Genomic DNA, 21,803 nt, shown 5'->3' on the forward strand with positions numbered 1-21,803 from the left:
TTTTCTGCCTATGCCTACGATGCGTTTGAGATTTCAAACGCTCCTGTTCGGCCTTTCGGCCTGCTAAGCTTTGCGCGCCGCAGGAAAAGGCGAATTCATTTGTTAATGGTGCCCTGTGGCGGCGCCGTTTCTTTCTATCAGCTTCGCTGCGCCCGCGCGCGGTGTTTATCGGAGGCCGACATGCAGCTCAAGGATTCCAAACTGTTCCGCCAGCAAGCCTATATCAATGGTCAGTGGCTGGATGCAGACAGCGGTCAGACCATCAAGGTCAACAACCCGGCTACCAACGAGATTCTGGGCTCTGTGCCGAAAATGGGCGCTGCCGAGACCCGTCGTGCCATTGAAGCCGCCGACAAGGCGCTGCCGGCCTGGCGTGCACTGACCGCCAAAGAGCGTGGCGCCAAGCTGCGTCGCTGGTTCGAGCTGATGATCGAGAACCAGGACGACCTGGCTCGCCTGATGACCCTGGAGCAGGGCAAGCCGCTGGCCGAGGCCAAGGGCGAGATCGGTTACGCCGCATCGTTCATCGAGTGGTTCGCTGAAGAAGCCAAGCGCGTCTACGGTGACGTGATTCCTGGCCACCAGCCAGACAAACGCCTGATCGTGCTCAAGCAGCCCATCGGTGTGACTGCGGCCATTACCCCGTGGAACTTCCCGGCGGCGATGATCACCCGTAAGGCCGGTCCTGCTCTGGCGGCCGGTTGCACCATGGTGCTCAAGCCTGCTTCGCAGACGCCTTACTCCGCTCTGGCTCTGGCCGAGCTGGCTGAACGTGCCGGCATTCCGGCTGGCGTGTTCAGTGTGATCACCGGCAGCGCCGGCGAAGTCGGCAGCGAACTGACCGGCAACCCGATCGTGCGCAAGCTGTCGTTCACCGGCTCGACCGAAATCGGTCGTCAGTTGATGGCCGAATGCGCCAACGACATCAAGAAAGTCTCCCTGGAGCTGGGCGGTAACGCGCCGTTCATCGTGTTCGACGACGCTGACCTGGATAAGGCCGTTGAAGGCGCGATCATCTCCAAGTACCGCAACAATGGTCAGACCTGCGTGTGCGCCAACCGTATCTACGTGCAGGAAGGCGTCTATGACGCGTTCGCCGAGAAGCTCAAAGTGGCTGTCGCCAAGCTCAAGATCGGCAACGGTCTGGAAGAAGGCACCACCACCGGCCCGCTGATCGACAGCAAAGCCGTGGCCAAGGTTAAAGAGCACATCGACGACGCCGTGAGCAAAGGCGCCAAGGTGCTGTTCGGTGGCAACAGCCTGGAAGGTACGTTCTTCGAGCCGACCATTCTGGTCGACGTGCCGAAGACTGCCGCCGTGGCCAAGGAAGAGACCTTCGGTCCTCTGGCGCCGCTGTTCCGTTTCAAGGACGAAGACGATGTCATCGCCATGGCCAACGACACCGAGTTCGGTCTGGCCTCTTACTTCTATGCTCAGAACATGAGCCGCGTGTTCCGCGTTGCTGAAGCGCTGGAGTACGGCATGGTGGGTATCAACACCGGCCTGATCTCCAACGAAGTGGCACCGTTCGGCGGTATCAAGTCCTCGGGCCTGGGCCGTGAAGGCTCCAAGTACGGCATCGAAGACTACCTGGAAGTCAAATACCTGTGCCTGTCGATCTGATTCGATAGCGGGTTTTGCAGCCGGTGGGGCGCGAGAGCGACGCTTCACCGGTTTTGTTGTACCGCAACCTGTAATGGTGGCCGAGAGGCCGCGCCAGTCGATCATCGTATGCTGGCCCGGTTCTTCCTGCTGCTGAATCCTTGCAACACGCCGACGATGAGCGGCGAATGAGGACCCCATGAGCAAGACCAACGAATCCCTGCTGCAACGCCGTGCCGCCGCTGTTCCACGTGGTGTCGGCCAGATCCACCCGATTGTCGCCGAGCGCGCCGAGAACGCCACTGTGTGGGACGTCGAAGGCCGTGAGTACATCGACTTTGCGGGCGGCATTGCAGTACTGAACACCGGCCACCTGCACCCCAAGGTCGTGGCTGCCGTTCAGGAACAGCTGACCAAACTGTCGCACACCTGCTTCCAGGTACTGGCCTATGAGCCGTACATCGAACTGTGTGAAGAAATCGCCAAGCGCGTGCCGGGTGATTTCGCCAAGAAAACCCTGCTGGTCACCTCCGGCTCTGAAGCCGTCGAGAACGCCGTGAAGATCGCCCGTGCCGCCACTGGCCGTGCCGGCGTGATCGCCTTCACCGGCGCTTACCACGGCCGCACCATGATGACCCTGTCGCTGACCGGCAAGGTCGCGCCGTACTCCGCTGGTATGGGCCTGATGCCTGCCGGTGTGTACCGCGCTCTGGCGCCGTGCGAGCTGCACGGTGTGAGCGAAGACGAGTCCATCGCCAGCATCGAGCGGATCTTCAAGAACGATGCCCAGCCACAGGACATCGCCGCGATCATCATCGAGCCGGTGCAGGGCGAGGGCGGTTTCTACATCAACTCGCCAGCCTTCATGAAGCGCCTGCGCGCGCTGTGCGATCAGCACGGCATCCTGCTGGTGGCTGACGAAGTGCAGACCGGTGCGGGCCGCACCGGCACCTTCTTCGCCACCGAGCAACTGGGCGTGGTACCGGACCTGACCACCTTCGCCAAATCGGTCGGCGGCGGCTTCCCGATCTCCGGCGTCAGCGGCAAGGCCGAGATCATGGACAAGATCGCGCCGGGCGGTCTGGGCGGCACTTATGCCGGCAGCCCGATCGCCTGTGCGGCGGCTCTGGCCGTGCTCAAGGTGTTCGACGAAGAGAACCTGCTGGAGCGCTCCAAGGCTGTCGGCGAGACGCTCAAGGCCGGTCTGAACAAGATTGCCGAGAAACACAAGGTGATCGGTGACGTGCGCGGTCTGGGTTCGATGATCGCCATTGAGCTGTTCGAAGGCGGTGACCACAGCAAGCCAGCCGCCGAGCTGGTCGGCAAGATCGTCGCTCGCGCTCGCGAGAAAGGCGTGATCCTGCTGTCGTGCGGCACTTACTACAACGTGATCCGCTTCCTGATGCCTGTCACCATCCCTGACGCGCAACTGGAAAAAGGTATTGCCTTGGTCGCCGAGTGCTTCGACGAACTGGCGTAAGCCTGAGTTGATGAAAAAACCCGCTTCGGCGGGTTTTTTCATTTGGTGGGGGGGATTTTTTCTGCATATGGCTATATCCGGACGACAGCTTTGGCTAAGGTGAACGCATCGATGTCGGAGAGTCATGATGACGGCTGTGGATTTACTTGGGGTGCCAAGGGTGTTGATCGCTGAGTCCGATCCCTGGATTCGCGAAACACTCAGCGATCTGGTCCTGAGCGTACGTGACGATGTCGAACTGGAAGTCTGTAGCGATGGCAGACAAGCCGTTGAATGGATGAAAAAACAGGTACCTGACCTGATCATTGCTGCCCGTGAATTACCTGCTATCGACGGCCTGAGCCTGTTGCGTGGCGTACGCAAGACGGGTCGGCAACCTCCGGTTCCGTTCATTCTGCTCAGTAGTCGCAGTGACAGCGCGAGCGTGCGCGAAGTACTGCCGCTGGCGCCTACGGCTTACCTGACCAAACCGCTGAACAATGAGCTGTTGCTCCAGCGCCTGCGCGGCTTGCTGGTGGAGTGCTCGACGGCTGGGCCGAGCATGCAGCCGGGCATGACCCTGGCCCTGTTTCTCGACAAGCGCCGTGAAACGGCTGACAGCGCGCCGTTATGTGTAAACGTCGAGGCTGCCCTGCAGCTGTGCCGCACCAGCAAGGGGCTGGACATCCATCTGCTTGAGCAGGAGTTGCGCAACGATCCGCACATCACTGCGGTGCTGATTGCCGCTGCCAACACCGCCGCCCAGCATCTGGGCAAGCCGGTGCAGACGCTCGGTGGTTCGCTGGCGGTGCTCGGGGCGACGCAGAGTGCGCAGATTGTCGCCGGGCTGGGCAAGAAACGGGTCGCGACCCTGAGTCATGACGGGCTGTTGGCGCGAGCCAACGACCTGTGGCTGATGTCCCAGCGTACTGCCGACTACGCACGGATTCTGGGGCGTATGCTGGAGCTCAACACCGAGCGCTGCTTCAGCGCCGGATTGTTGCAGTCGCTCGGTGAGCTGGCGGTGATTGGTTGTTTGCAGGAGTGGCTGCTGCATGGCGGCAAGCTCGATGACGACACCATCAACCAGATGCTGGAGCAGTATTCGGCAGCCTTTGGTTCTGCGCTGCGCCGACGCTGGCGTCTGCCGCTTGAACTGCGTGAGCTGATTGCAGCGGTGTATCAGTACAACACCGGGATCTTCACCCGTGAAGTGCTGGCCATGAACCTGGCCGGTGAAATGGCCCGGCTGACCGATCAGCAAAGCGTCAACCCGCTGGTCAAGTCCAAGTCGGCGCGGCTGCTCAAACTCAGCGTCGCTGACCTGCAGCGCTTGCGTAAAAAGCTCACTGGCGTAGTCGACCCGAGCCTGCTGGCGATTGTTCAGGCGGCGCAAAGCCAGGCAGAACAGCCTCCTGTGGAAGACGATCTGCCGGACCTGCTGGATCTGACCCCGGAGCCGGAACCGCCGGCCGAAGAGGATCCACCAGCGGTAGAGTCGAGCGACGTCCCGGAAAAACCGTAGCTGGGAATTGCTGGCTAGATGTTTCGCTGCTAAAGCAGCTCCTACTTAGGCAATATATACCCCGGTGGGAGCTAGCTTGCTAGCGAAGACGGCGGCACATTCGCAGCAGATGCTGTGGCTTTAATGGCCTCTTCACGAGCAAGCCCGTTTCCACAGAGATTTCTAGTATTGGGCCTCAGCCCAGCACGATCTGGTTCTTGCCCTGCCGTTTGGCCTGATACATCGCTTCATCGGCGCGTCCGTACAGCGCTTCCAGGCTTTGGTCGCTGTCGGTGAGGCTGGTCAGGCCCTGGCTGGCGGTGATGCCAAAGCTCTGGGCGTCATGCTGGAAGCTCAGGCGCTGGATCTCCCGTTGCAGGCGCTCGGCAATCTGCAAGGCCGTGTCTGCCGCGCAGCCGGGGAATATCGCCGCGAACTCCTCGCCACCGATTCGGCCGAACAGGTCGCCACGGCGCAGCGTGGTGCGGCCGCTTTCGGCGATACGCTGCAACACCAGGTCGCCGGTCTGATGACCGTAGGTGTCGTTGATTTTCTTGAAGTCATCGATATCCAGCAGCAGGAACGACAACGGTGTGCCTTGCAGGCGGGCCAGTTCGAACTCGCGCTGGGCGCACTCGAAAAAATGCCGGCGATTGCTGCTTTGGGTCAGTACGTCAGTGGTAGCCAGGCGTTGCAGTTCATCTTCCAGGCGTTTTTTTTCGGTGATGTCTTCGGCAATGCCCACCACGATCAGGCGTTGGCTGGCGTCGGCCTGCTGGCTGACAAAACATTTATCGCTGAGCCAGCGCACTTCGCCATCGGCGCGAATGATGCGGTATTCACGATCTTCGATGGCGCCCTTGTCGATCACTTCGCTGAGGCTGCGCTCTGCGTAATTGAGGTCGTCCGGGTAGATGCTGTCGCGCCACTGCGCATAGTCGACCAGCAGCAGGCCGGCTGAGCGGCCAAAGATCCGCTCGTAGGCAGGGCTGACATAGATCATCCGCTGGGTTTCCCAGTCGAAGGCCCAGAGCACGGCGTTGACGCTGACCAGCAGGGAACTGAACAACTGCTCGCGTTCACTCAACCGGGCGACCTCGGCCTGGGCATGCATCAGCGCCAGCAGGGTTTCGGCAGCAACCGGCATGTGGGCTGACTGCATGGGTGCAGTAAGGGGCGATTTTTCCATGGGCACGTCGTCGCGAACCACGCAAAACAGTTCGCGTCGTTGGGTCTCTTGTAAGGCAATGGATAGTCGATTTGAGCGATTTTTCGCCAGAAAGTTCCATCAAGGGTGCGCCCTTTCGGGCGCACCGATCAACGGCTCACTGGGTGGCGGGACGCAGCGAATAGGTTTTGAGCTGGTTGGCGAACTCGCGCAGCGACTGGATACCGCTGGTTTCGGCCTCGTGAATCCAGACCTTCATGGCCGCCAGCATGTCCTGGCTGTTGCTGCTGGTCTTGAGCCAGATCTGTTGCAGGGCCAGGCGTTTTTCATAGATCACCTTGAGTGCCTGACTGTGCTCAAGCATGGCCTGGATACGCTGGCGGTGGTGCTCGTCGAGCAGGCTGGTTTCGCGCGACAGCAGGCGTCTGGCGCGATGGAACTGGTGGCGTACCGAGGCGTCGACATTGGCCAGTTCCTGGGTGACCAGCGGACCAATGACCTGCTTGCGGTACAGTGCCATGACCTGAAAGCGGTTGTTGAGAATCGCCGTGGCGGTGTCGCGGTCCAGCAGTTGTTTGCCGGGCACCCGGTGGGCAACCGGTGCGACGCGCTGCACCTTGGCCAGGCGCAAGGCGCTGAACACCTTGATCCATGCCCAGCCCATGTCGAACTCCCAGGGTTTGACCGACAACTTCGCCGAATTGGGGTAAGTGTGGTGGTTGTTGTGCAGTTCTTCACCACCGATGACGATGCCCCACGGGACCAGGTTGGTCGCCGCATCACGGCATTCGAAGTTGCGGTAGCCCAGTGCATGGCCCAGGCCGTTGACCACTCCGGCCGCCCAGAAGGGAATCCACATCATCTGCACTGCCCAGACGGTGATGCCCAGGACGCCGAACAGCGCCAGATCGATCACCGCCATCAGCGCGATACCCAGCAGTTTGTAACGCGAGTAGAGGTTACGCTCGATCCAGTCGTCGGGGCAGTTTTTGCCATACAGGCGCAGGGTGTCCTGGTTGCTGGCCTCGGCCCGGTACAGCTCGGCGCCCTTGAGCAGCACGGTAGACAGCCCTTTGATCACCGGGCTGTGCGGGTCGTCGACGGTTTCGCATTTGGCGTGGTGCTTGCGATGGACGGCGGTCCACTCGCGAGTGTTCTGGCCAGTGGTGAGCCACAGCCAGAAACGGAAGAAGTGTTTGAGACCTGCGTTCAGCTCCAGCGAGCGGTGCGCTGAATAGCGATGCAGATAGACGGTCACACTGATGATAGTCACGTGGGTCATGACCAGCGTGACGGCAATCAACTGCCAGACGGACAGGTCGAGTAAACCGTTGTACCCCATAGGCTGTAGTGCCCTCGCGAGTGGTGGGTGAGTAAAAAATGAACAGTGCCCATTATCTCTGAGCGGCAGCGGAAAACCAGATGTCGCAGCATGGAAGCGTCGCAGGATGTTTCTTGTTTTATAATCCTGGCGCCTGTAAGGATATGTGTTTTTTTATGACGGATTTAACGCGAAAAGCGCTGGGAGCCTCCATTTTCTATGGCTGGCTGACCTTTTTGTGGTGGCTGATTTTCGGTTATGCGGTGCCTGTATGGCTCACTGACCCGGTGTTGCTCCACCAATGGCAGCAGACGAGCGGTTACCTGTGGGTGGCGCTGACCGTCCTGGTGTTGTTCAGCTACCGTGGCTGCCTGCTCCGATGGCTGGGCGCCGACGAACTGCTGCGCCGCCAGCATGAAGACTACGATCGGCTGCGCATTGCTGCGGCGGTCTTCGACAGCACCCGTGAAGGTGTTCTGGTCACTAATGAAAAGGGCCAGATCATTCACGTCAACCGGGCGTTTGTCGACATTACCGGGTATCAGCCGGAGGAGGTGTTGGGCTTTAATCCCAGCAAGTTCAAATCCGGTCGCCACGACACAGCGTTCTACACCCGGATGTACCAGGCCATCTCCCAGGACGGGCACTGGGCTGGCGAGATCTGGAACCGGCGCAAGAGCGGCGAGGTGTACCCGCAATGGCAGAGCATCCGCGGCCTTACTGGGCGTAGCGGGCAGGTGAAGCATTTTGTCGCGGTGTTCTCCGACCTTTCAGCCATCAAGCGCTCTGAGCAGGAGCGCCTGCAACTGGCGCACTTTGATGCGCTGACCGGTTTGCCGAACCGTCTGTTGTTCACTGAGCGCACCACCGAAGCGGTTGCCGCGGCGCAGGCGGTCAAGCGTGGCTGCGCAGTGCTGCTGATCGACCTGGACCATTTCAAGAATATCAATGACAGCCTCGGACACAGTCTCGGTGATCTGGTCTTGAGGTCGGTGGCTGAGCGGTTGTCCGGGCTGTTCGCCAGCAAGCTGACCCTGGCGCGCATGGGCGGCGACGAGTTTGCCCTGTTGCTCAAGGATTGCCCGCAGATGATCCAGGCGGCCGGCCTTGCCCAACAGGTGCTTGATGCCTTCAATGCGCCGTTCCTGATTGAGGGCCAGCAATTGTTCCTGACCACCAGTATCGGGATCAGCCTGTTTCCTAATGATGCGCTATCGGCCGAACAACTGCTGCGCAATGCCGATGCCGCGTTGTTCAAGGCCAAGCGCCGCGGCCGCGAATGTTATGCGCTGTACACCGAAGAACTGACGCTGCATGCCCAGCAACGGGTCGAACTGGCCAGTGAGTTGCGCCGCGCCATCGAGCAGCAGGAACTGCGGGTTTATTACCAGCCCGTGCATGACCTGACGACGCGGCGGATCAGCGGCGTTGAGGCACTGGTGCGCTGGGAGCACCCTGAACGCGGCATGGTCTCGCCGGGTGAGTTCATTCCGGTGGCCGAGCAGAGCGGGCTGATTGCCGATATCGATGACTGGGTGTTGCGCGCGGCCTGTACCCAGATGCGTCAGTGGCAGGCTGACGGAGTGCCGGTGTCGTTCGTGGCCGTGAACATCTCCAGTCGGCAGTTCAGCAGCGGCGATCTGGACCTGCAGGTGGCCAGGGTGCTGCAACAGACCGGGCTGGCCCCGGCGTATCTGGAGCTGGAAGTCACCGAAAGCGCGGTGATGAGCGACCCGGAACAAGCCATCGAGCAGTTGCATCGTTTGCGTGAACTGGGCCTGAGCCTGGCCATTGATGATTTTGGCACCGGCTACTCTTCGCTGTTGCGCCTCAAACGCATGCCGGTGAAAAAGCTCAAGATCGACCAGGGTTTCGTGGCCGGGCTGCCGGCTGATGACGACGATATCGCTATCGTGCAGGCAATCATTGCGCTGGCCAGGAGCATGAGCATGCAGGTGCTGGCCGAGGGCATCGAGAGCGCCGAGCAAGCGGCATTTCTATACGACAGTGGCTGTCAGCTGGGCCAGGGCTACTGGTTTGCCAAGCCGATGCCGGCGGCACAGATCGACTGGTACAAGGCGCCAGACTTCGGCCTCACACCGGTCTGAGGCAGTGACATCGGGGTGTGCAATGCACCCCATGATGCAGGCCGATTGGTAAATTCATTTTGGTTATATCTGCATTCTTAAATAGTCTTTTTAAGAATAACTCTGCCTATCTAATATAGCCTCAACGCCACAAGCCGTTGCTCCCCAGTCGCAACGGCGGACCCGCCACTTTTCCAAGGAGTTATGAATATGAGCGCCACTCTGCGTAGCGTTGACGGTCAGGACGAGGCAGCCATTCTGCGTGAAATCCAGAGTGCCCTGCGTGATCTGCGTTTTGGTGCCGTCGAAATCACCGTGCACAACGCTCAGGTTGTGCAGATCGAGCGCAAAGAGAAATTCCGCCTGCAGAACTCCGGTAACAAACCCAGCTGATTTTCCCCGCTTTTGCTAATCCGACTGGTCAACCGGAGGGTGTCATGTTGACTCCTGTTCACCTTCCCCAAGCAACGTGCGGTATCGCTCGCGGTGTCGACGCGCCAAGTACAAACCAAGAACGCCAATACTCAGTTTTTCCAGGAGCTTGATCTTATGTCCATTCGTCGTTTTGCCCTGGCCGCTCTCGCGAGCGCCGTATTCGCAGGTTCCGCCGTTGCCAAGGATTATGAGCTGCTCAACGTGTCCTATGACCCGACCCGTGAGCTGTATCAGGAATACAACGCTGAATTCATCGAGCACTGGACCTCGACCCACGCCGGTGACAAAGTCGAGATCAAGCAGTCCCACGGTGGCTCCGGCAAACAGGGCCGTGCGGTGATCGACGGTCTGCGTGCTGACGTGGTGACTCTGGCACTGGCCGGTGACATCGACGAAATCGCCAAACTGGGCAAGACCCTGCCAGAGAACTGGCAGACCAAGCTGCCTGATGCCAGCACGCCATACACCTCGACCATCGTGTTCCTGGTGCGCAAGGGCAACCCCAAGGGCATCAAGGACTGGGGGGACCTGGTCAAGGGTGATGTTTCGGTGATTACCCCGAACCCGAAAACCAGCGGCGGCGCACGCTGGAACTTCCTCGCGGCGTGGGCCTACGGCCTGAAGCAGGGCGGCGAAGAGAAGGCCAAGCAATACGTCACTGAGCTGTTCAAGCGCGTGCCAGTACTGGACACCGGTGCCCGTGGCTCGACCATCACCTTCGTCAACAACGGTCAGGGTGACGTGCTGCTGGCCTGGGAAAACGAAGCCTTCCTGGCCCTGAAAGAAGACGGCGGTGCCGACAAGTTCGAAATCGTCGTGCCTTCGCTGTCGATCCTTGCTGAGCCACCGGTGGCTGTGGTCGACAAAAACGCCGAAAGAAAGGGCAACACCGAGATTGCCACTGAATATCTCAAACACTTGTACAGCCCGGCAGGTCAGGAAATTGCGGCAAAGAATTTCTACCGCCCGCGTAATGCCGAAGTCGCTGCGAAATTCGAGAAGCAATTCCCTAAACTTGAACTGGTAACCATCGACAAAGACTTTGGCGGCTGGAAAACTGCGCAGCCGAAATTCTTCAACGATGGCGGTGTGTTCGACCAGATCTATCAGGCGCATTGAGTCGCCACAAGGACACCGCCTCAGGGCGGTGTTCATGGTTTGGTCAAGGGGCCCGGGCTAATGCCCGGGTTTGCTGTCAGTAAAACCAGGGATTCTTATGTCGCGTCGTATATCTCCCGTCATACCCGGCTTCGGGCTGACGCTGGGCTACACCTTGGTGTACCTCAGTCTGATTGTTCTAATACCGCTGGCGGCGATGTTCATTCATGCTGCGCAGCTGACCTGGGATCAGTTCTGGACCATCATCACCGCACCACGGGTGATCGCGGCCCTGAAACTGAGTTTCGGTACGGCGTTCTACGCCGCCGTCATCAATGGTGTGATCGGCACCCTATTGGCCTGGGTGCTGGTGCGTTACACCTTCCCGGGGCGCAAGATCATCGATGCGATGATCGACTTGCCGTTCGCCCTGCCCACGGCTGTCGCCGGTATCGCGCTGACCGCACTTTATGCACCCAATGGCTGGGTCGGGCAGTTCGCCACTGACCTGGGATTCAAGATCGCCTATACGCCGCTGGGTATTACCCTGGCGTTGACCTTCGTGACCCTGCCGTTCGTGGTGCGTACCGTACAGCCGGTGCTGGCCGACATCCCGCGTGAAGTCGAAGAAGCCGCCGCCTGTCTGGGTGCCCGCCCTTGGCAAGTGGCACGCCATGTACTGCTGCCGGCGTTACTGCCGGCCTGGCTGACCGGTTTCGCCCTGGCGTTTGCCCGTGGTGTGGGCGAGTACGGTTCGGTGATCTTCATCGCTGGCAACATGCCGATGAAGACCGAGATCCTGCCCTTGCTGATCATGGTCAAGCTCGACCAGTACGACTACACCGGCGCCACCGCCATCGGCGTGATGATGCTGGTGGTTTCCTTCATCCTGCTGCTGCTGATCAACCTGCTGCAGCGGCGTATCGAAACCCCGAACTGAGGAGCGAACCATCATGTCTCATTCGTCGGTTTCCGCCGCCAGTGCCGCCAACGACGCCCGTCGTGGCAGCCCGGTGGCCCGCCGCATCCTGATCGGCCTCGGCTGGCTGGTCTTTCTGTTGTTTCTGGCTCTGCCGCTGGTCATCGTGGTATCCCAGGGCCTCAAGCATGGCCTGGGGACGTTCTTTGCGGCGATCTTCGAGCCTGATGCCCTATCGGCGCTCAAGCTTACGCTGATCGCGGTACTGATCTCGGTGCCACTGAACCTGGTGTTCGGGGTGGCGGCGGCCTGGTGCGTCAGCAAGTACTCGTTCCGGGGCAAAAGTATCCTGGTCACCCTGATCGACCTGCCGTTCTCGGTGTCGCCGGTCATCGCCGGTCTGGTCTATGTGCTGATGTTCGGCGCCCAGGGCTTTTTCGGCCCCTGGCTGCAGGATCACGATATCCAGATCGTGTTTGCCCTGCCGGGTATCGTGCTGGCGACCATCTTCGTCACCGTGCCTTTCGTCGCCCGTGAACTGATCCCGCTGATGCAGGAGCAGGGCACTCAAGAGGAGGAGGCTGCGCGCCTGCTGGGTGCCAACGGCTGGCAGATGTTCTGGCATGTGACCCTGCCGAACATCAAGTGGGGGCTGATCTATGGCGTGGTGCTGTGTAGCGCGCGGGCCATGGGCGAGTTCGGTGCGGTGTCGGTGGTGTCCGGACACATCCGTGGCGTGACCAACACCTTGCCGCTGCACGTCGAGATCCTCTACAACGAATACAACCACGTCGCGGCCTTCGCGGTTGCGAGTCTGTTGCTGGTCCTGGCGCTGTTCATCCTGCTGCTCAAGCAGTGGAGCGAATCACGCATTAACCGTCTGCGCCAAAGCGCGGCGGAGGAATAAGTCATGTCGATCGAAGTCCGTAACGTCAGCAAGAACTTCAATGCCTTCAAGGCGCTGGATAGCATCAATCTGGACATCAACAGCGGCGAACTGGTGGCCTTGCTCGGCCCTTCCGGCTGCGGCAAGACCACTTTGCTGCGGATCATCGCCGGTCTGGAAACCCCGGATCAGGGCAGTATCGTGTTCCATGGCGAGGACGTGTCCAGCCATGATGTTCGTGATCGCAACGTCGGTTTTGTTTTTCAGCACTATGCGCTGTTTCGCCATATGACAGTGTTCGATAACGTCGCTTTCGGCTTGCGCATGAAGCCGCGTAACGAACGGCCCAACGAAACCCAGATCAAGGCCAAGGTTCACGAACTGCTGAACATGGTGCAACTGGACTGGCTGGCCGACCGCTACCCGGAGCAACTCTCCGGTGGTCAGCGTCAGCGAATCGCCCTGGCCCGCGCTCTGGCAGTGGAGCCCAAGGTACTGCTGCTCGACGAACCGTTCGGTGCCCTGGATGCCAAGGTGCGCAAGGAACTGCGTCGCTGGCTGGCCCGCCTGCACGAAGACATCAACCTGACTTCGGTATTCGTGACCCACGACCAGGAAGAAGCCATGGAAGTGGCTGACCGGATCGTGGTGATGAACAAGGGCGTGATCGAACAGATCGGCTCGCCCGGTGAAGTCTACGAGTTCCCGGCCAACGACTTCGTCTATCACTTCCTCGGCGATTCAAACCGCATGAGCGTGGGTGACAGCGAACACCTGCTGTTCCGTCCCCATGAAGTGTCGTTGTCGCGCCAGGAGCTGGAAGACCACCATGCGGCCGAAGTCCGGGATATCCGCCCATTGGGCGCCACGACCCGGGTAACCCTGAAGGTGGAAGGGCAGAGCGACCTGATCGAAGCCGAAGTGGTCAAGGACCACGACAGCCTGGTGGGCCTGGCGCGTGGCGAAGTGCTGTTCTTCAAGCCCAAGGTCTGGCAGAAAGTGCCTTCGATCTGACGGCCCTGCCGAGGCTGTTCGTGAGCGAGCAGAGCGGGGGAGTACAAGGGCATATCTACTACAGATGGCTTGGCTTCACTGGTTGTTTCGCCAGCTCTGCCCGTTCACGTTAGGCGGCTCGGTAGGCAAATACGTGGAACAGTCCGCCCTTGAAGTGGAACTGTGCCACGCTTGCCATGCCCATCTTGCGATGGGCGCTCAGGGAGGCCGGGTTGTCATCGCGGATGAACAACACGCCCTGCCGACCTGGCTCCAGTTCTAGCAATCGTTGGAACAGGCGTTGTGCCAACCCTTGGCCGCGCTCGCTTGCGCTGACGCAGACCGGGCCGTAGATATAGGTGTCCGGTTCGATGGCTCCAAAGGCTTCAATGGTCTTTTCCAGCACTGGAGCCGGGTATCGGCGATTGATGGCCTGCGAAGTGGTCAGCAGGAAACCGACCACCTGCTCACCACGGCAGGCCACGATCTGCGTTGTGTCGCTCAGCATTTCTGCAAGGCGCTCAGCCGGCAACTCGGCCGACAACTTACCGCCTTGGGACTGCTGATTGGCTTTTTGCAGGCTGAGGATTCCAGGGATGTCGGCCGGCAGGGCTTTGCGGATGATCGGTGGCAGGTGCATGCAAGTACCTCTTCACTGAGCTGGCAGACAGCCCATGCTGCTGCGCCAAGGCACCATTGTACGTCGGGTCAAGCACGTCCCACCGAAAACGAAAAAGGAGACCCGAGGGTCTCCTTTTTTATTGCGCCAGGCGGCTTAGAACAGGACGCGGCAACGAATGGTGCCTTTGACCTGTTGCAGTTTTTCCTGGGCAAGGTCCGAATATTCGGCGTCGACGTCGATCACCACGTAGCCGACCTTTTCGTTGGTCTGCAGGAACTGGCCGGAGATGTTGATGCCGTTTTCGGCGAAGACCTTGTTGATCTCGCTCAGCACGCCAGGCACGTTTTCGTGGATGTGCAGCAGGCGGTGCTTGCCAGGGTGGGCCGGCAGGGCGACTTCAGGGAAGTTGACCGACGATACCGACGTACCGTTATCGCTGTACTTGACCAGCTTCTCGGCGACTTCCAGACCGATGTTGGCCTGGGCTTCGGCAGTCGAGCCACCGATGTGCGGGGTCAGGATGACGTTGTCCAGGCCGCGCAGCGGGCTTTCGAAGATGTCGTCGTTCGAGCGTGGCTCGACCGGGAACACGTCGATGGCCGCGCCGATCAGGTGCTGGTCTTTGATCGCAGCAGCCAGGGCTTCCAGCTCAACCACAGTACCGCGCGCGGCGTTGATCAGGATCGCGCCTTTTTTCATGGCGCGAATTTCTTTCTCGCCGATCATCCACTGGGTGGACGGCAGCTCGGGAACGTGCAGGGAAACGATGTCTGCCAGGCCCAGCAATTCGTTCAGGCTGGCGACCTGGGTGGCGTTGCCCAGTGGCAGCTTGGTCAGCGGGTCGAAGAAAAACACCTGCATGCCCAGGCTTTCTGCCAGAACCGACAACTGGGTGCCGATCGAGCCGTAGCCGATGATGCCCAGTTTCTTGCCACGGATTTCGAACGAGTTCGCCGCGCTCTTGATCCAGCCGCCACGGTGGCAGGAGGCGTTCTTTTCCGGGATGCCGCGCAGCAGCAGAATGGCCTCGGCCAGCACCAGCTCGGCCACCGAACGGGTGTTGGAGTACGGAGCGTTGAACACGGCGATACCGCGCTCGCGGGCCGCGTCCAGGTCAACCTGGTTGGTACCGATGCAGAAGCAGCCGACAGCGACCAGTTTCTTCGCGTGATCGAAGATTTCTTCGGTCAGTTGGGTGCGCGAGCGAATACCGATGAAGTGGGCATCGGCGATCTTTTCCTTGAGCTCGGCATCGGGCAGTGACTTGGTGTGATACTCGATACTGGTATAACCAGCGGCCTTGAGCACATCGACAGCCGATTGATGGACACCTTCGAGAAGAAGGAACTTGATCTTGCTCTTGTCGAGGGAAACCTTGCTCATCTGCGTTAACCTGTATCCCGAAAAATAAATGGCACTTGAAAAAGCTTCAGCCATGCATGCGAACCGCTGTCAGAGCCTTGGCAGGCGCGTCGCATACTGGCAAGTTGGCGTCGTATGCTAGCATAACCAGCCCCTGAAACCTCATGCTTGCGCATGAATGGTTCTCAGGTTGCCCATGAATTCACCAAGAGTTGAGTCATGACCCAGACGGCCCTGATCCATGAACTCGCGGCCCTGGTCGCGCCTGCCAAAGTCCTCACCGATACCGCCTCCCTGAACACCTACGGCAAGGACTGGACCAAGCAGTTCGTGCCGGCACCGTTGGCCATTGTCCTGCCCAAGAGCATCGAGCAGGTCCAGGCCATCGTGGGCTGGGCCAACCGGCATCGTATCGGCCTGGTGCCGTCGGGCGGGCGCACCGGGCTTTCAGCGGCGGCGGTGGCGGCCAATGGCGAGGTGGTGGTGTCCTTCGATGCCATGAATCAGGTGCTGGAGGTCAACAGCACGGATCGCACCGTGGTTTGCCAGCCGGGGGTGATCACCCGGCAGTTGCAGGATCTGGCCACCGAGCACGGCCTGTATTACCCAGTGGACTTCGCTTCGTCAGGCTCCAGCCAGATCGGCGGCAACATCGGCACCAATGCCGGTGGCATCAAAGTCATTCGCTACGGCATGACCCGCAACTGGGTGGCGGGCCTGAAGGTCGTTACCGGCAAGGGCGAACTGCTGGAACTGAACAAGGACCTGCTCAAGAACGCCACCGGCTACGACCTGCGTCATCTGTTCATCGGCGCCGAAGGTACGCTGGGCTTTGTGGTCGAAGCCACCATGCGTCTGGAGCGTGCGCCGAAGAACCTCACCGCCATGGTGCTTGGCGCAGCGGATTTCGACTCGATCATGCCGGTGCTGCATGCCTTTCACGGCAAGCTGGACCTCACCGCGTTCGAGTTCTTTTCCCACGCCTCGATGAGCAAAGTGTTGGCCCGTGGCGATGTGCCGGCACCGTTTGCCACTCAGTGCCCGTTCTACGCCCTGCTGGAGTTCGAAGCCACCACCGAAGACCTGGCCAATGAGGCCCTGGCAACCTTCGAGCATTGTGTCGAGCAAGGCTGGGTACTGGACGGGGTCATGAGCCAGAGCGAACAGCAACTGCGTAATCTGTGGAAGCTACGCGAGTACATCTCCGAAACCATCTCGCATTTCACTCCATACAAGAACGACATCTCGGTCACGGTCTCGAAAGTCCCGGCTTTCCTGGCCGAGATCGATGCCATCGTCGCCGAACACTACCCCGACTTTGAAGTGCTGTGGTACGGCCACATTGGCGACGGCAATCTGCACCTGAATATCCTCAAGCCCGAGCAGATGGACAATCAGCTGTTTTTCGACACCTGCGCCAAGGTCAATACCTGGGTGTTCGAAACCGTGCAGAAGTACAACGGCTCGATTTCTGCCGAGCACGGCGTGGGGATGACCAAACGCGACTATCTGGCGTACAGTCGTTCGCCTGCCGAAATCGAATACATGAAAGCTGTAAAGGCGGTGTTTGACCCCAACGGCATCATGAACCCCGGAAAAATTTTCGCCCTGTAACCGCGTCCCCAGGAGACCCCATGAGCTACCAGCACAAATACGTCGATGGAACGAATATCCACTTTCCGTTGGGCAAAGTGGTCTGCATCGGCCGCAACTACGCCGAGCACGCCAAGGAGCTGGGCAACCCGGTCCCCACCGAGCCCCTGATTTTCATGAAGCCTGGCAGCAGTGTGGTGCCGCTGGAAGACAGTTTCAGCATCCCGGCTGACCGTGGCAGCGTCCATTACGAGGCTGAGATCGTCGTGCTGCTGGGCAAGCCGCTGAGCAAGAACCCATCGACCGAAGAAGTGCTCGACGCCATCAGCGGCTTCGCCCCCGGCCTGGACCTGACCCTGCGCGACGTGCAGTCGCGGCTGCGCGAGAAAGGCCTGCCGTGGGAGCTGGCCAAATGCTTCGACGGCGCAGCAGTGATCGCACCGTTCGTGCCTGCCGAGACCTTCCCGGACCTCACGGACATCGGCATTCGCCTGACCCTCAACGGCAAGGTCGTACAGGACGGCAACAGCAGCCTGATGCTCAACCCGATCGTGCCGATGATCCAGCACATGGCGGCCAACTTCTCGCTGCAGGCCGGTGACATCATCATGACCGGCACCCCGGCGGGTGTGGGTCCATTCCAGGCCGGCGACCAGATCGTACTGGAACTGGACGGCCAGGCTCGTTACGAAAGCACCGTGCGCTAAATCGGCTGCGACATAAAATGAAACCGCCTTTGGGCGGTTTTTTTGTGTCATGACAACGCTGTGCGGTTATTGTTCGCGTTTTTTTCACAACTGATCTGGATAATTCTTCCGACCCCATGGGGCACCTCTAAAAACGTAGGCGAGGCAGTCAGCGCAAGGCAGAAACAGGCGGGGCGGCGGCGTTTACGAGTTGTAAATGAGCATGCCGAGCCTGTTTTAACGCAGCGATGGCGCGCGTAGCGCCGCAGGCGTCCAGCCAGCAGGCAGTTTTTAGAGGTGCCCAAGGATCGGGGTGCCGAGTCACGCGCTGCCCGTCCCGATCAGGAGCCCTCAATGGCCATTCCGTCGTCTTCGTTGTCTAGAGTACCTGCCGCCTCGCCGCGTCGTTTCTGGTCGCGGTGGTATAGCGGCGTGCTGCTGGCATTGGCCATTGCTTACGGTGTTGCCTACGCCATGCATTGGGATGACCGCGCCGTGCTGCTGGTGCAGGAAGCGCTGCAGAGCAAGGACGAGCGCAATGCCAGCGTCTGGTTGCCGGACTACAAGGTCACCATCGATGCCAAGGTGCTGCCAGGCATGGCTGATGATGAGGCCAGCGACCTGGCCTATAACCCGGTCACGCGAACGTTGTTCGCGGTGATGGGCAAGAATCCGTTTCTGGTCGAACTGAGCCTCAAGGGCGACGTGCTGCGCAAAATCCCCATGGAAGGCTGGAGCAACCCGGAAGGGCTGACAGTCCTGAGCAATGGTCTGGTGGCGATTACCGACGAGCGCCAACAGTTGCTGAGCATCATCAAGGTCGATGCGGATACCACGCGCCTGCGTCTGGTCGATGCGGTCAAATATGACCTTGGCCATACCGAGAAGAAGAACAAGGGCTTCGAGGGCGTGATCTGGGACGCGAAGCGTCAGCAATTGCTGCTCGGCCAGGAGCGCCCGGCGGCGATGTTCAGCTGGAAAAGCGATGGCAGTACGCTGCTGGCCGGTGAAAAACAGCGTCTTGAGCCGTACGACCTCGACGTGCGCAACCTCTCGGCACTGAGCGTCGACCCACGCACCGGTCACGTTCTGGTGCTGTCTGCCGACTCGCACCTGCTGCTGGAGCTGGACGAGCAGGGTCGGCAGGTCAGCTTCATGAGCCTGCTGGGTGGCGTGAACGGTCTGAAAGACACCATTCCTCGTGCCGAAGGCGTCGCGATCGACGAACAGGGCACGGTGTATATGGTCAGTGAGCCGAACCTGTTTTATTCCTTCAGCAACAAGTAACTTTCCTCTCGATGCCTGTATGGCAATCTGCTGTCATTAAGGATGGCTTCAGATTGCCGTGTTCTAATGCCCTCCCTCCCGTCCATGAGTCATCGCAATGCGTCGTTTCATCCGTCTGCAACTGTTGATTGTCGTTGTATTGCTGTTGGCTGCCCTGGCATTTCTGGCCAATCGTGAGTTTCGTCTGGTCGAGCGTGCGACCTTCAACTGGAATCTGTTCTGGCAATCGGAATCGACCGCTGCCATTGGCCTGAGCGAGTATCGGGTGGTGATTGAAGGCAAGGTCATCGAGGGCCTGGAAGATGATGTCTCGGCGCTGAGCTACGATCCTGACCGCAAGACCCTGTTCACCGTGACCAACCAGAACAGCGAGCTGGTCGAGTTGAGCCTCGATGGCCGGATTGTTCGGCGCATTCATCTGGATGGGTTCGGCGATGCCGAAGCGGTCGAATATATCCGTCCGGGGGTCTATGTCATCAGCGACGAGCGCCGCCAGCGGCTGATCCAGGTGCAGGTCAATGACGACACCCGCAGCCTGGACGCGGCCCAGGCCGAAACCCTGACCCTGGACTTCAATGCCGGTAATAACAAAGGCTTCGAGGGGCTGGCTTACGACACCAAGGGCCAGCGGCTGTTTGTCGCCAAAGAGCGCGACCCGGTGCAGATCATCGAAGTACGCGGTTTCCCCAAGCTTGATCCGGCTACTCCGACATCTCTGGAAGTGATCTCCAATCGCCAGCGCGATGCCGGAATCTTCGTCCGTGATTTGTCCAGCCTGCAGTTCGATGAGCGCAGCGGCCACCTGCTGGCGCTGTCAGATGAGTCGCGACAGATCCTGGAACTGGACATCGAAGGCCGCCCGGTGGGCAGCAGCTCGCTGAAAAAAGGCCAGATGGGCCTGAGCAAGACCGTGCCACAGGCTGAAGGCATCGCCATGGATGACGCGGGCACGCTGTACCTGGTCAGTGAGCCGAATCTGTTTTATGTGTTTCGTAAACCTTAAACGAGCGCGCGGTGCGGCCTATGAGACTGCCAAAACGCGTTGAGGCTCGCAGGCGCTTTAACCCCTGCGAGCGTCCTGTCAGCGGCTCAGGCGCTTCACACCTTCGGCAGTGCCCAGCAGCAGCAGGTCGGCCGGGCGGGCAGCGAACAGGCCGTTGGTGACCACTCCGACAATGGCGTTGATCTGGCTTTCGAGTTCTACCGGGTTGGTGATGCTCAGGTTATGCACGTCGAGGATGATGTTGCCGTTGTCGGTCAGCACGCCTTCACGGTACACCGGGTCGCCGCCCAGCTTGACCAGTTCACGGGCCACGTGGCTGCGGGCCATGGGGATGACTTCGACCGGCAGCGGGAACGCGCCCAGCACAGGGACCAGCTTGCTGCCGTCGGCAATGCAGATGAAGGTCTTGGCCACGGCGGCAACGATCTTCTCGCGGGTCAGGGCGGCGCCGCCACCCTTGATCAGGTTCAGGTGCTCGTCGCTTTCATCGGCGCCGTCGATGTAAAACTCAAGGTCGCTGACGGTATTGAGTTCATAGACCGGAATGCCGTGGCCTTTCAAGCGTGCGGCGGTGGCCTCGGAGCTGGCGACAGCGCCGTCGAAGGCGACTTTGTGTTTGGCCAGGGCATCGATAAAGCAGTTGGCGGTGGAGCCGGTGCCGACACCGATGATGCTCTTCTTGTCGATTTTGGGAAGGATGAAATCGACGGCGGCCTGGGCGACGGCCTGTTTGAGTTGATCCTGGGTCATGCGGGCTCCACGGTGCCGAATTTGGAAAAAGTGTCAAAAGGGCTGCCATTATAACGATGGCCGCATGGTAAAGCCCTGTCATTCGTATGGTCGTGCGTCGGGAGCAGGGGTTAAACTCCACGACCTTGCCACTTTGGTCTGTGATGTCGCCGCGATGCTTGAACACTACGTCAAGAAAATCCTCACCTCCCGCGTCTACGACGTGGCCATCGAGACCCCGTTGCAGGGGGCTCGCCAGCTGTCTGAGCGGCTCGGCAACCAGATCCTGCTCAAGCGCGAAGACCTGCAGCCGGTTTTCTCCTTCAAGATCCGCGGCGCCTACAACAAGCTGGCGCAACTGAGCGCGGCAGAGACCGCCCGTGGCGTGGTCACTGCCTCAGCCGGCAACCATGCCCAGGGCCTGGCCCTGGCGGCGCGGGAGCTGGGCATCAAGGCGGTGATCGTGATGCCCAAGACCACTCCGGAAATCAAGGTCGAGGGCGTGCGCTCGCGCGGTGGCCAGGTGGTGCTGCATGGCGACTCGTTCCCGGAGGCGCTGGCCCATTCACTGCGGCTGGTCGAGGAACAGGGGCTGGTCTATGTGCACCCCTATGACGACCCCGACACCATCGCCGGGCAAGGCACCGTGGCCATGGAAATCCTGCGCCAGCACCCCGGCCAACTGGACGCGATCTTTGTCCCGGTCGGTGGTGGCGGACTGATCGCCGGCATTGCCGCCTACGTGAAATACCTGCGCCCGGAAATCAAAATCATCGGCGTCGAACCGGACGATTCCAACTGCCTGCAGGCCGCCCTGGCTGCTGGCGAGCGGGTGGTGCTCAACCAGGTCGGGCTGTTTGCCGATGGCGTGGCGGTGGCGCAGATCGGTCAGCATACCTTTGAGGTCTGCCGGCACTACGTGGACGAGGTGATCACCGTCAGCAGCGACGAAATCTGCGCGGCGATCAAGGACATTTACGACGACACCCGCTCGATCACCGAGCCTGCCGGTGCGCTGGGCGTGGCGGGCATCAAGAAGTACGTCGAGC

19 protein-coding genes are annotated in these 21,803 nt (G+C 60.1%); 14 read left to right on the plus strand and 5 right to left on the minus strand.

The genetic code is table 11. The features are described from left to right. The first annotated feature begins 180 nt into the window (after window positions 1-180). From gabD to NJC38_RS21805, 3 genes are all read left to right on the plus strand, one after another. The gene (gene gabD / locus NJC38_RS21795; protein WP_045485798.1) at window positions 181-1,623 is read left to right on the plus strand and encodes an NADP-dependent succinate-semialdehyde dehydrogenase; all 1,443 of its coding nucleotides are present in this window, start codon (window positions 181-183) and stop codon (window positions 1,621-1,623) included. A gap of 178 nt (window positions 1,624-1,801) precedes the next feature. Continuing rightward, complete coding sequence (gene gabT, locus NJC38_RS21800; RefSeq protein ID WP_045485800.1) at window positions 1,802-3,082, plus strand: 4-aminobutyrate--2-oxoglutarate transaminase; 1,281 nt, start codon at window positions 1,802-1,804, stop codon at window positions 3,080-3,082. Between the two features lie 124 nt (window positions 3,083-3,206). After that, entirely contained in the window at window positions 3,207-4,586 is a 1,380-nt protein-coding gene (locus NJC38_RS21805) for an HDOD domain-containing protein (RefSeq protein ID WP_253117051.1), read from the plus strand. Between the two features lie 175 nt (window positions 4,587-4,761). Here the strand turns inward: NJC38_RS21805 and NJC38_RS21810 are convergent, their stop codons facing one another. After that, window positions 4,762-5,754, minus strand: coding sequence for a sensor domain-containing diguanylate cyclase (locus tag NJC38_RS21810; protein WP_253117052.1), 993 nt, complete (start codon window positions 5,752-5,754; stop codon window positions 4,762-4,764). Window positions 5,755-5,890: 136 nt separating this feature from the next. Further along, a complete protein-coding gene (desA, locus tag NJC38_RS21815) occupies window positions 5,891-7,075 on the minus strand; it encodes a delta-9 fatty acid desaturase DesA (RefSeq protein ID WP_253117053.1) in 1,185 nt (394 codons plus the stop codon). Between the two features lie 155 nt (window positions 7,076-7,230). On the opposite strand from desA, the gene dibA reads away from it, so the two are divergent. From dibA to NJC38_RS21845, 6 genes are all read left to right on the plus strand, one after another. Then, the gene (gene dibA / locus NJC38_RS21820) at window positions 7,231-9,162 is read left to right on the plus strand and encodes a phosphodiesterase DibA (RefSeq protein WP_253117054.1); all 1,932 of its coding nucleotides are present in this window, start codon (window positions 7,231-7,233) and stop codon (window positions 9,160-9,162) included. A gap of 189 nt (window positions 9,163-9,351) precedes the next feature. Next, window positions 9,352-9,534: a sulfur starvation response protein OscA gene (gene oscA, locus NJC38_RS21825; protein WP_045485807.1), complete on the plus strand. Its 183-nt coding sequence runs from the start codon at window positions 9,352-9,354 to the stop codon at window positions 9,532-9,534. Between the two features lie 156 nt (window positions 9,535-9,690). Beyond that, window positions 9,691-10,695, plus strand: a complete 1,005-nt coding sequence (locus NJC38_RS21830) for a sulfate ABC transporter substrate-binding protein (RefSeq protein ID WP_253117055.1) — start codon at window positions 9,691-9,693, stop codon at window positions 10,693-10,695. 97 nt (window positions 10,696-10,792) lie between these two features. Beyond that, window positions 10,793-11,614, plus strand: a complete 822-nt coding sequence (gene cysT, locus NJC38_RS21835) for a sulfate ABC transporter permease subunit CysT (RefSeq protein ID WP_045485814.1) — start codon at window positions 10,793-10,795, stop codon at window positions 11,612-11,614. A 13-nt stretch (window positions 11,615-11,627) separates the two neighbouring features. Further along, on the plus strand, window positions 11,628-12,500 hold the full coding sequence (gene cysW / locus NJC38_RS21840) for a sulfate ABC transporter permease subunit CysW (protein WP_045485817.1): 873 nt from the start codon (window positions 11,628-11,630) through the stop codon (window positions 12,498-12,500). A gap of 3 nt (window positions 12,501-12,503) precedes the next feature. Next, window positions 12,504-13,493, plus strand: a complete 990-nt coding sequence (locus tag NJC38_RS21845; protein WP_045485820.1) for a sulfate/molybdate ABC transporter ATP-binding protein — start codon at window positions 12,504-12,506, stop codon at window positions 13,491-13,493. Window positions 13,494-13,602: 109 nt separating this feature from the next. Here NJC38_RS21845 and NJC38_RS21850 read toward each other — a convergent pair whose 3' ends face one another. Both NJC38_RS21850 and serA read right to left on the minus strand, forming a co-directional pair. Continuing rightward, a complete protein-coding gene (locus NJC38_RS21850) occupies window positions 13,603-14,112 on the minus strand; it encodes a GNAT family N-acetyltransferase (RefSeq protein ID WP_253117056.1) in 510 nt (169 codons plus the stop codon). 135 nt (window positions 14,113-14,247) lie between these two features. Further along, complete coding sequence (gene serA, locus NJC38_RS21855) at window positions 14,248-15,477, minus strand: phosphoglycerate dehydrogenase (protein WP_253117057.1); 1,230 nt, start codon at window positions 15,475-15,477, stop codon at window positions 14,248-14,250. A gap of 198 nt (window positions 15,478-15,675) precedes the next feature. Here serA and NJC38_RS21860 point away from each other — a divergent pair, with 198 nt between their 5' ends. The 4 genes from NJC38_RS21860 to NJC38_RS21875 all read left to right on the plus strand — a co-directional run bounded on the left by NJC38_RS21860 (window position 15,676) and on the right by NJC38_RS21875 (window position 20,025). Continuing rightward, window positions 15,676-17,070 carry an FAD-binding oxidoreductase gene (locus tag NJC38_RS21860; protein WP_253117058.1) on the plus strand — a complete coding sequence of 465 codons (1,395 nt, stop codon included), beginning with the start codon at window positions 15,676-15,678 and terminating at the stop codon, window positions 17,068-17,070. Window positions 17,071-17,090: 20 nt separating this feature from the next. Beyond that, entirely contained in the window at window positions 17,091-17,756 is a 666-nt protein-coding gene (locus NJC38_RS21865) for a fumarylacetoacetate hydrolase family protein (protein ID WP_045485830.1), read from the plus strand. A gap of 333 nt (window positions 17,757-18,089) precedes the next feature. After that, window positions 18,090-19,022 carry an SdiA-regulated domain-containing protein gene (locus tag NJC38_RS21870; protein ID WP_253117059.1) on the plus strand — a complete coding sequence of 311 codons (933 nt, stop codon included), beginning with the start codon at window positions 18,090-18,092 and terminating at the stop codon, window positions 19,020-19,022. Window positions 19,023-19,119: 97 nt separating this feature from the next. After that, complete coding sequence (locus NJC38_RS21875; RefSeq protein ID WP_253117060.1) at window positions 19,120-20,025, plus strand: SdiA-regulated domain-containing protein; 906 nt, start codon at window positions 19,120-19,122, stop codon at window positions 20,023-20,025. A 78-nt stretch (window positions 20,026-20,103) separates the two neighbouring features. On the opposite strand, the gene rpiA is transcribed toward NJC38_RS21875, so the two are convergent. Further along, window positions 20,104-20,775 (minus strand): ribose-5-phosphate isomerase RpiA, encoded by a 672-nt coding sequence (gene rpiA, locus NJC38_RS21880; protein WP_253117061.1) that lies wholly within the window; start codon window positions 20,773-20,775, stop codon window positions 20,104-20,106. Window positions 20,776-20,929: 154 nt separating this feature from the next. Between rpiA and ilvA the strand changes: the two genes are divergently transcribed. Next, on the plus strand, window positions 20,930-21,803 hold an 874-nt coding region (gene ilvA, locus NJC38_RS21885), incomplete at its 3' end, for a threonine ammonia-lyase, biosynthetic (RefSeq protein ID WP_253117065.1).

The organism is Pseudomonas sp. 21LCFQ010, from assembly GCF_024129905.1.
Lineage (GTDB): Bacteria > Pseudomonadota > Gammaproteobacteria > Pseudomonadales > Pseudomonadaceae > Aquipseudomonas.

Coding starts and splice junctions, on each gene's coding strand:
- gabD (WP_045485798.1), top strand. CDS start 181: ATGCAGCTCAAGGATTCCAAACTGTTCCGCCAGCAAGCCTATATCAAT.
- gabT (WP_045485800.1), top strand. CDS start 1,802: ATGAGCAAGACCAACGAATCCCTGCTGCAACGCCGTGCCGCCGCTGTT.
- NJC38_RS21805 (WP_253117051.1), top strand. CDS start 3,207: ATGATGACGGCTGTGGATTTACTTGGGGTGCCAAGGGTGTTGATCGCT.
- NJC38_RS21810 (WP_253117052.1), bottom strand. CDS start 5,754: ATGGAAAAATCGCCCCTTACTGCACCCATGCAGTCAGCCCACATGCCG.
- desA (WP_253117053.1), bottom strand. CDS start 7,075: ATGGGGTACAACGGTTTACTCGACCTGTCCGTCTGGCAGTTGATTGCC.
- dibA (WP_253117054.1), top strand. CDS start 7,231: ATGACGGATTTAACGCGAAAAGCGCTGGGAGCCTCCATTTTCTATGGC.
- oscA (WP_045485807.1), top strand. CDS start 9,352: ATGAGCGCCACTCTGCGTAGCGTTGACGGTCAGGACGAGGCAGCCATT.
- NJC38_RS21830 (WP_253117055.1), top strand. CDS start 9,691: ATGTCCATTCGTCGTTTTGCCCTGGCCGCTCTCGCGAGCGCCGTATTC.
- cysT (WP_045485814.1), top strand. CDS start 10,793: ATGTCGCGTCGTATATCTCCCGTCATACCCGGCTTCGGGCTGACGCTG.
- cysW (WP_045485817.1), top strand. CDS start 11,628: ATGTCTCATTCGTCGGTTTCCGCCGCCAGTGCCGCCAACGACGCCCGT.
- NJC38_RS21845 (WP_045485820.1), top strand. CDS start 12,504: ATGTCGATCGAAGTCCGTAACGTCAGCAAGAACTTCAATGCCTTCAAG.
- NJC38_RS21850 (WP_253117056.1), bottom strand. CDS start 14,112: ATGCACCTGCCACCGATCATCCGCAAAGCCCTGCCGGCCGACATCCCT.
- serA (WP_253117057.1), bottom strand. CDS start 15,477: ATGAGCAAGGTTTCCCTCGACAAGAGCAAGATCAAGTTCCTTCTTCTC.
- NJC38_RS21860 (WP_253117058.1), top strand. CDS start 15,676: ATGACCCAGACGGCCCTGATCCATGAACTCGCGGCCCTGGTCGCGCCT.
- NJC38_RS21865 (WP_045485830.1), top strand. CDS start 17,091: ATGAGCTACCAGCACAAATACGTCGATGGAACGAATATCCACTTTCCG.
- NJC38_RS21870 (WP_253117059.1), top strand. CDS start 18,090: ATGGCCATTCCGTCGTCTTCGTTGTCTAGAGTACCTGCCGCCTCGCCG.
- NJC38_RS21875 (WP_253117060.1), top strand. CDS start 19,120: ATGCGTCGTTTCATCCGTCTGCAACTGTTGATTGTCGTTGTATTGCTG.
- rpiA (WP_253117061.1), bottom strand. CDS start 20,775: ATGACCCAGGATCAACTCAAACAGGCCGTCGCCCAGGCCGCCGTCGAT.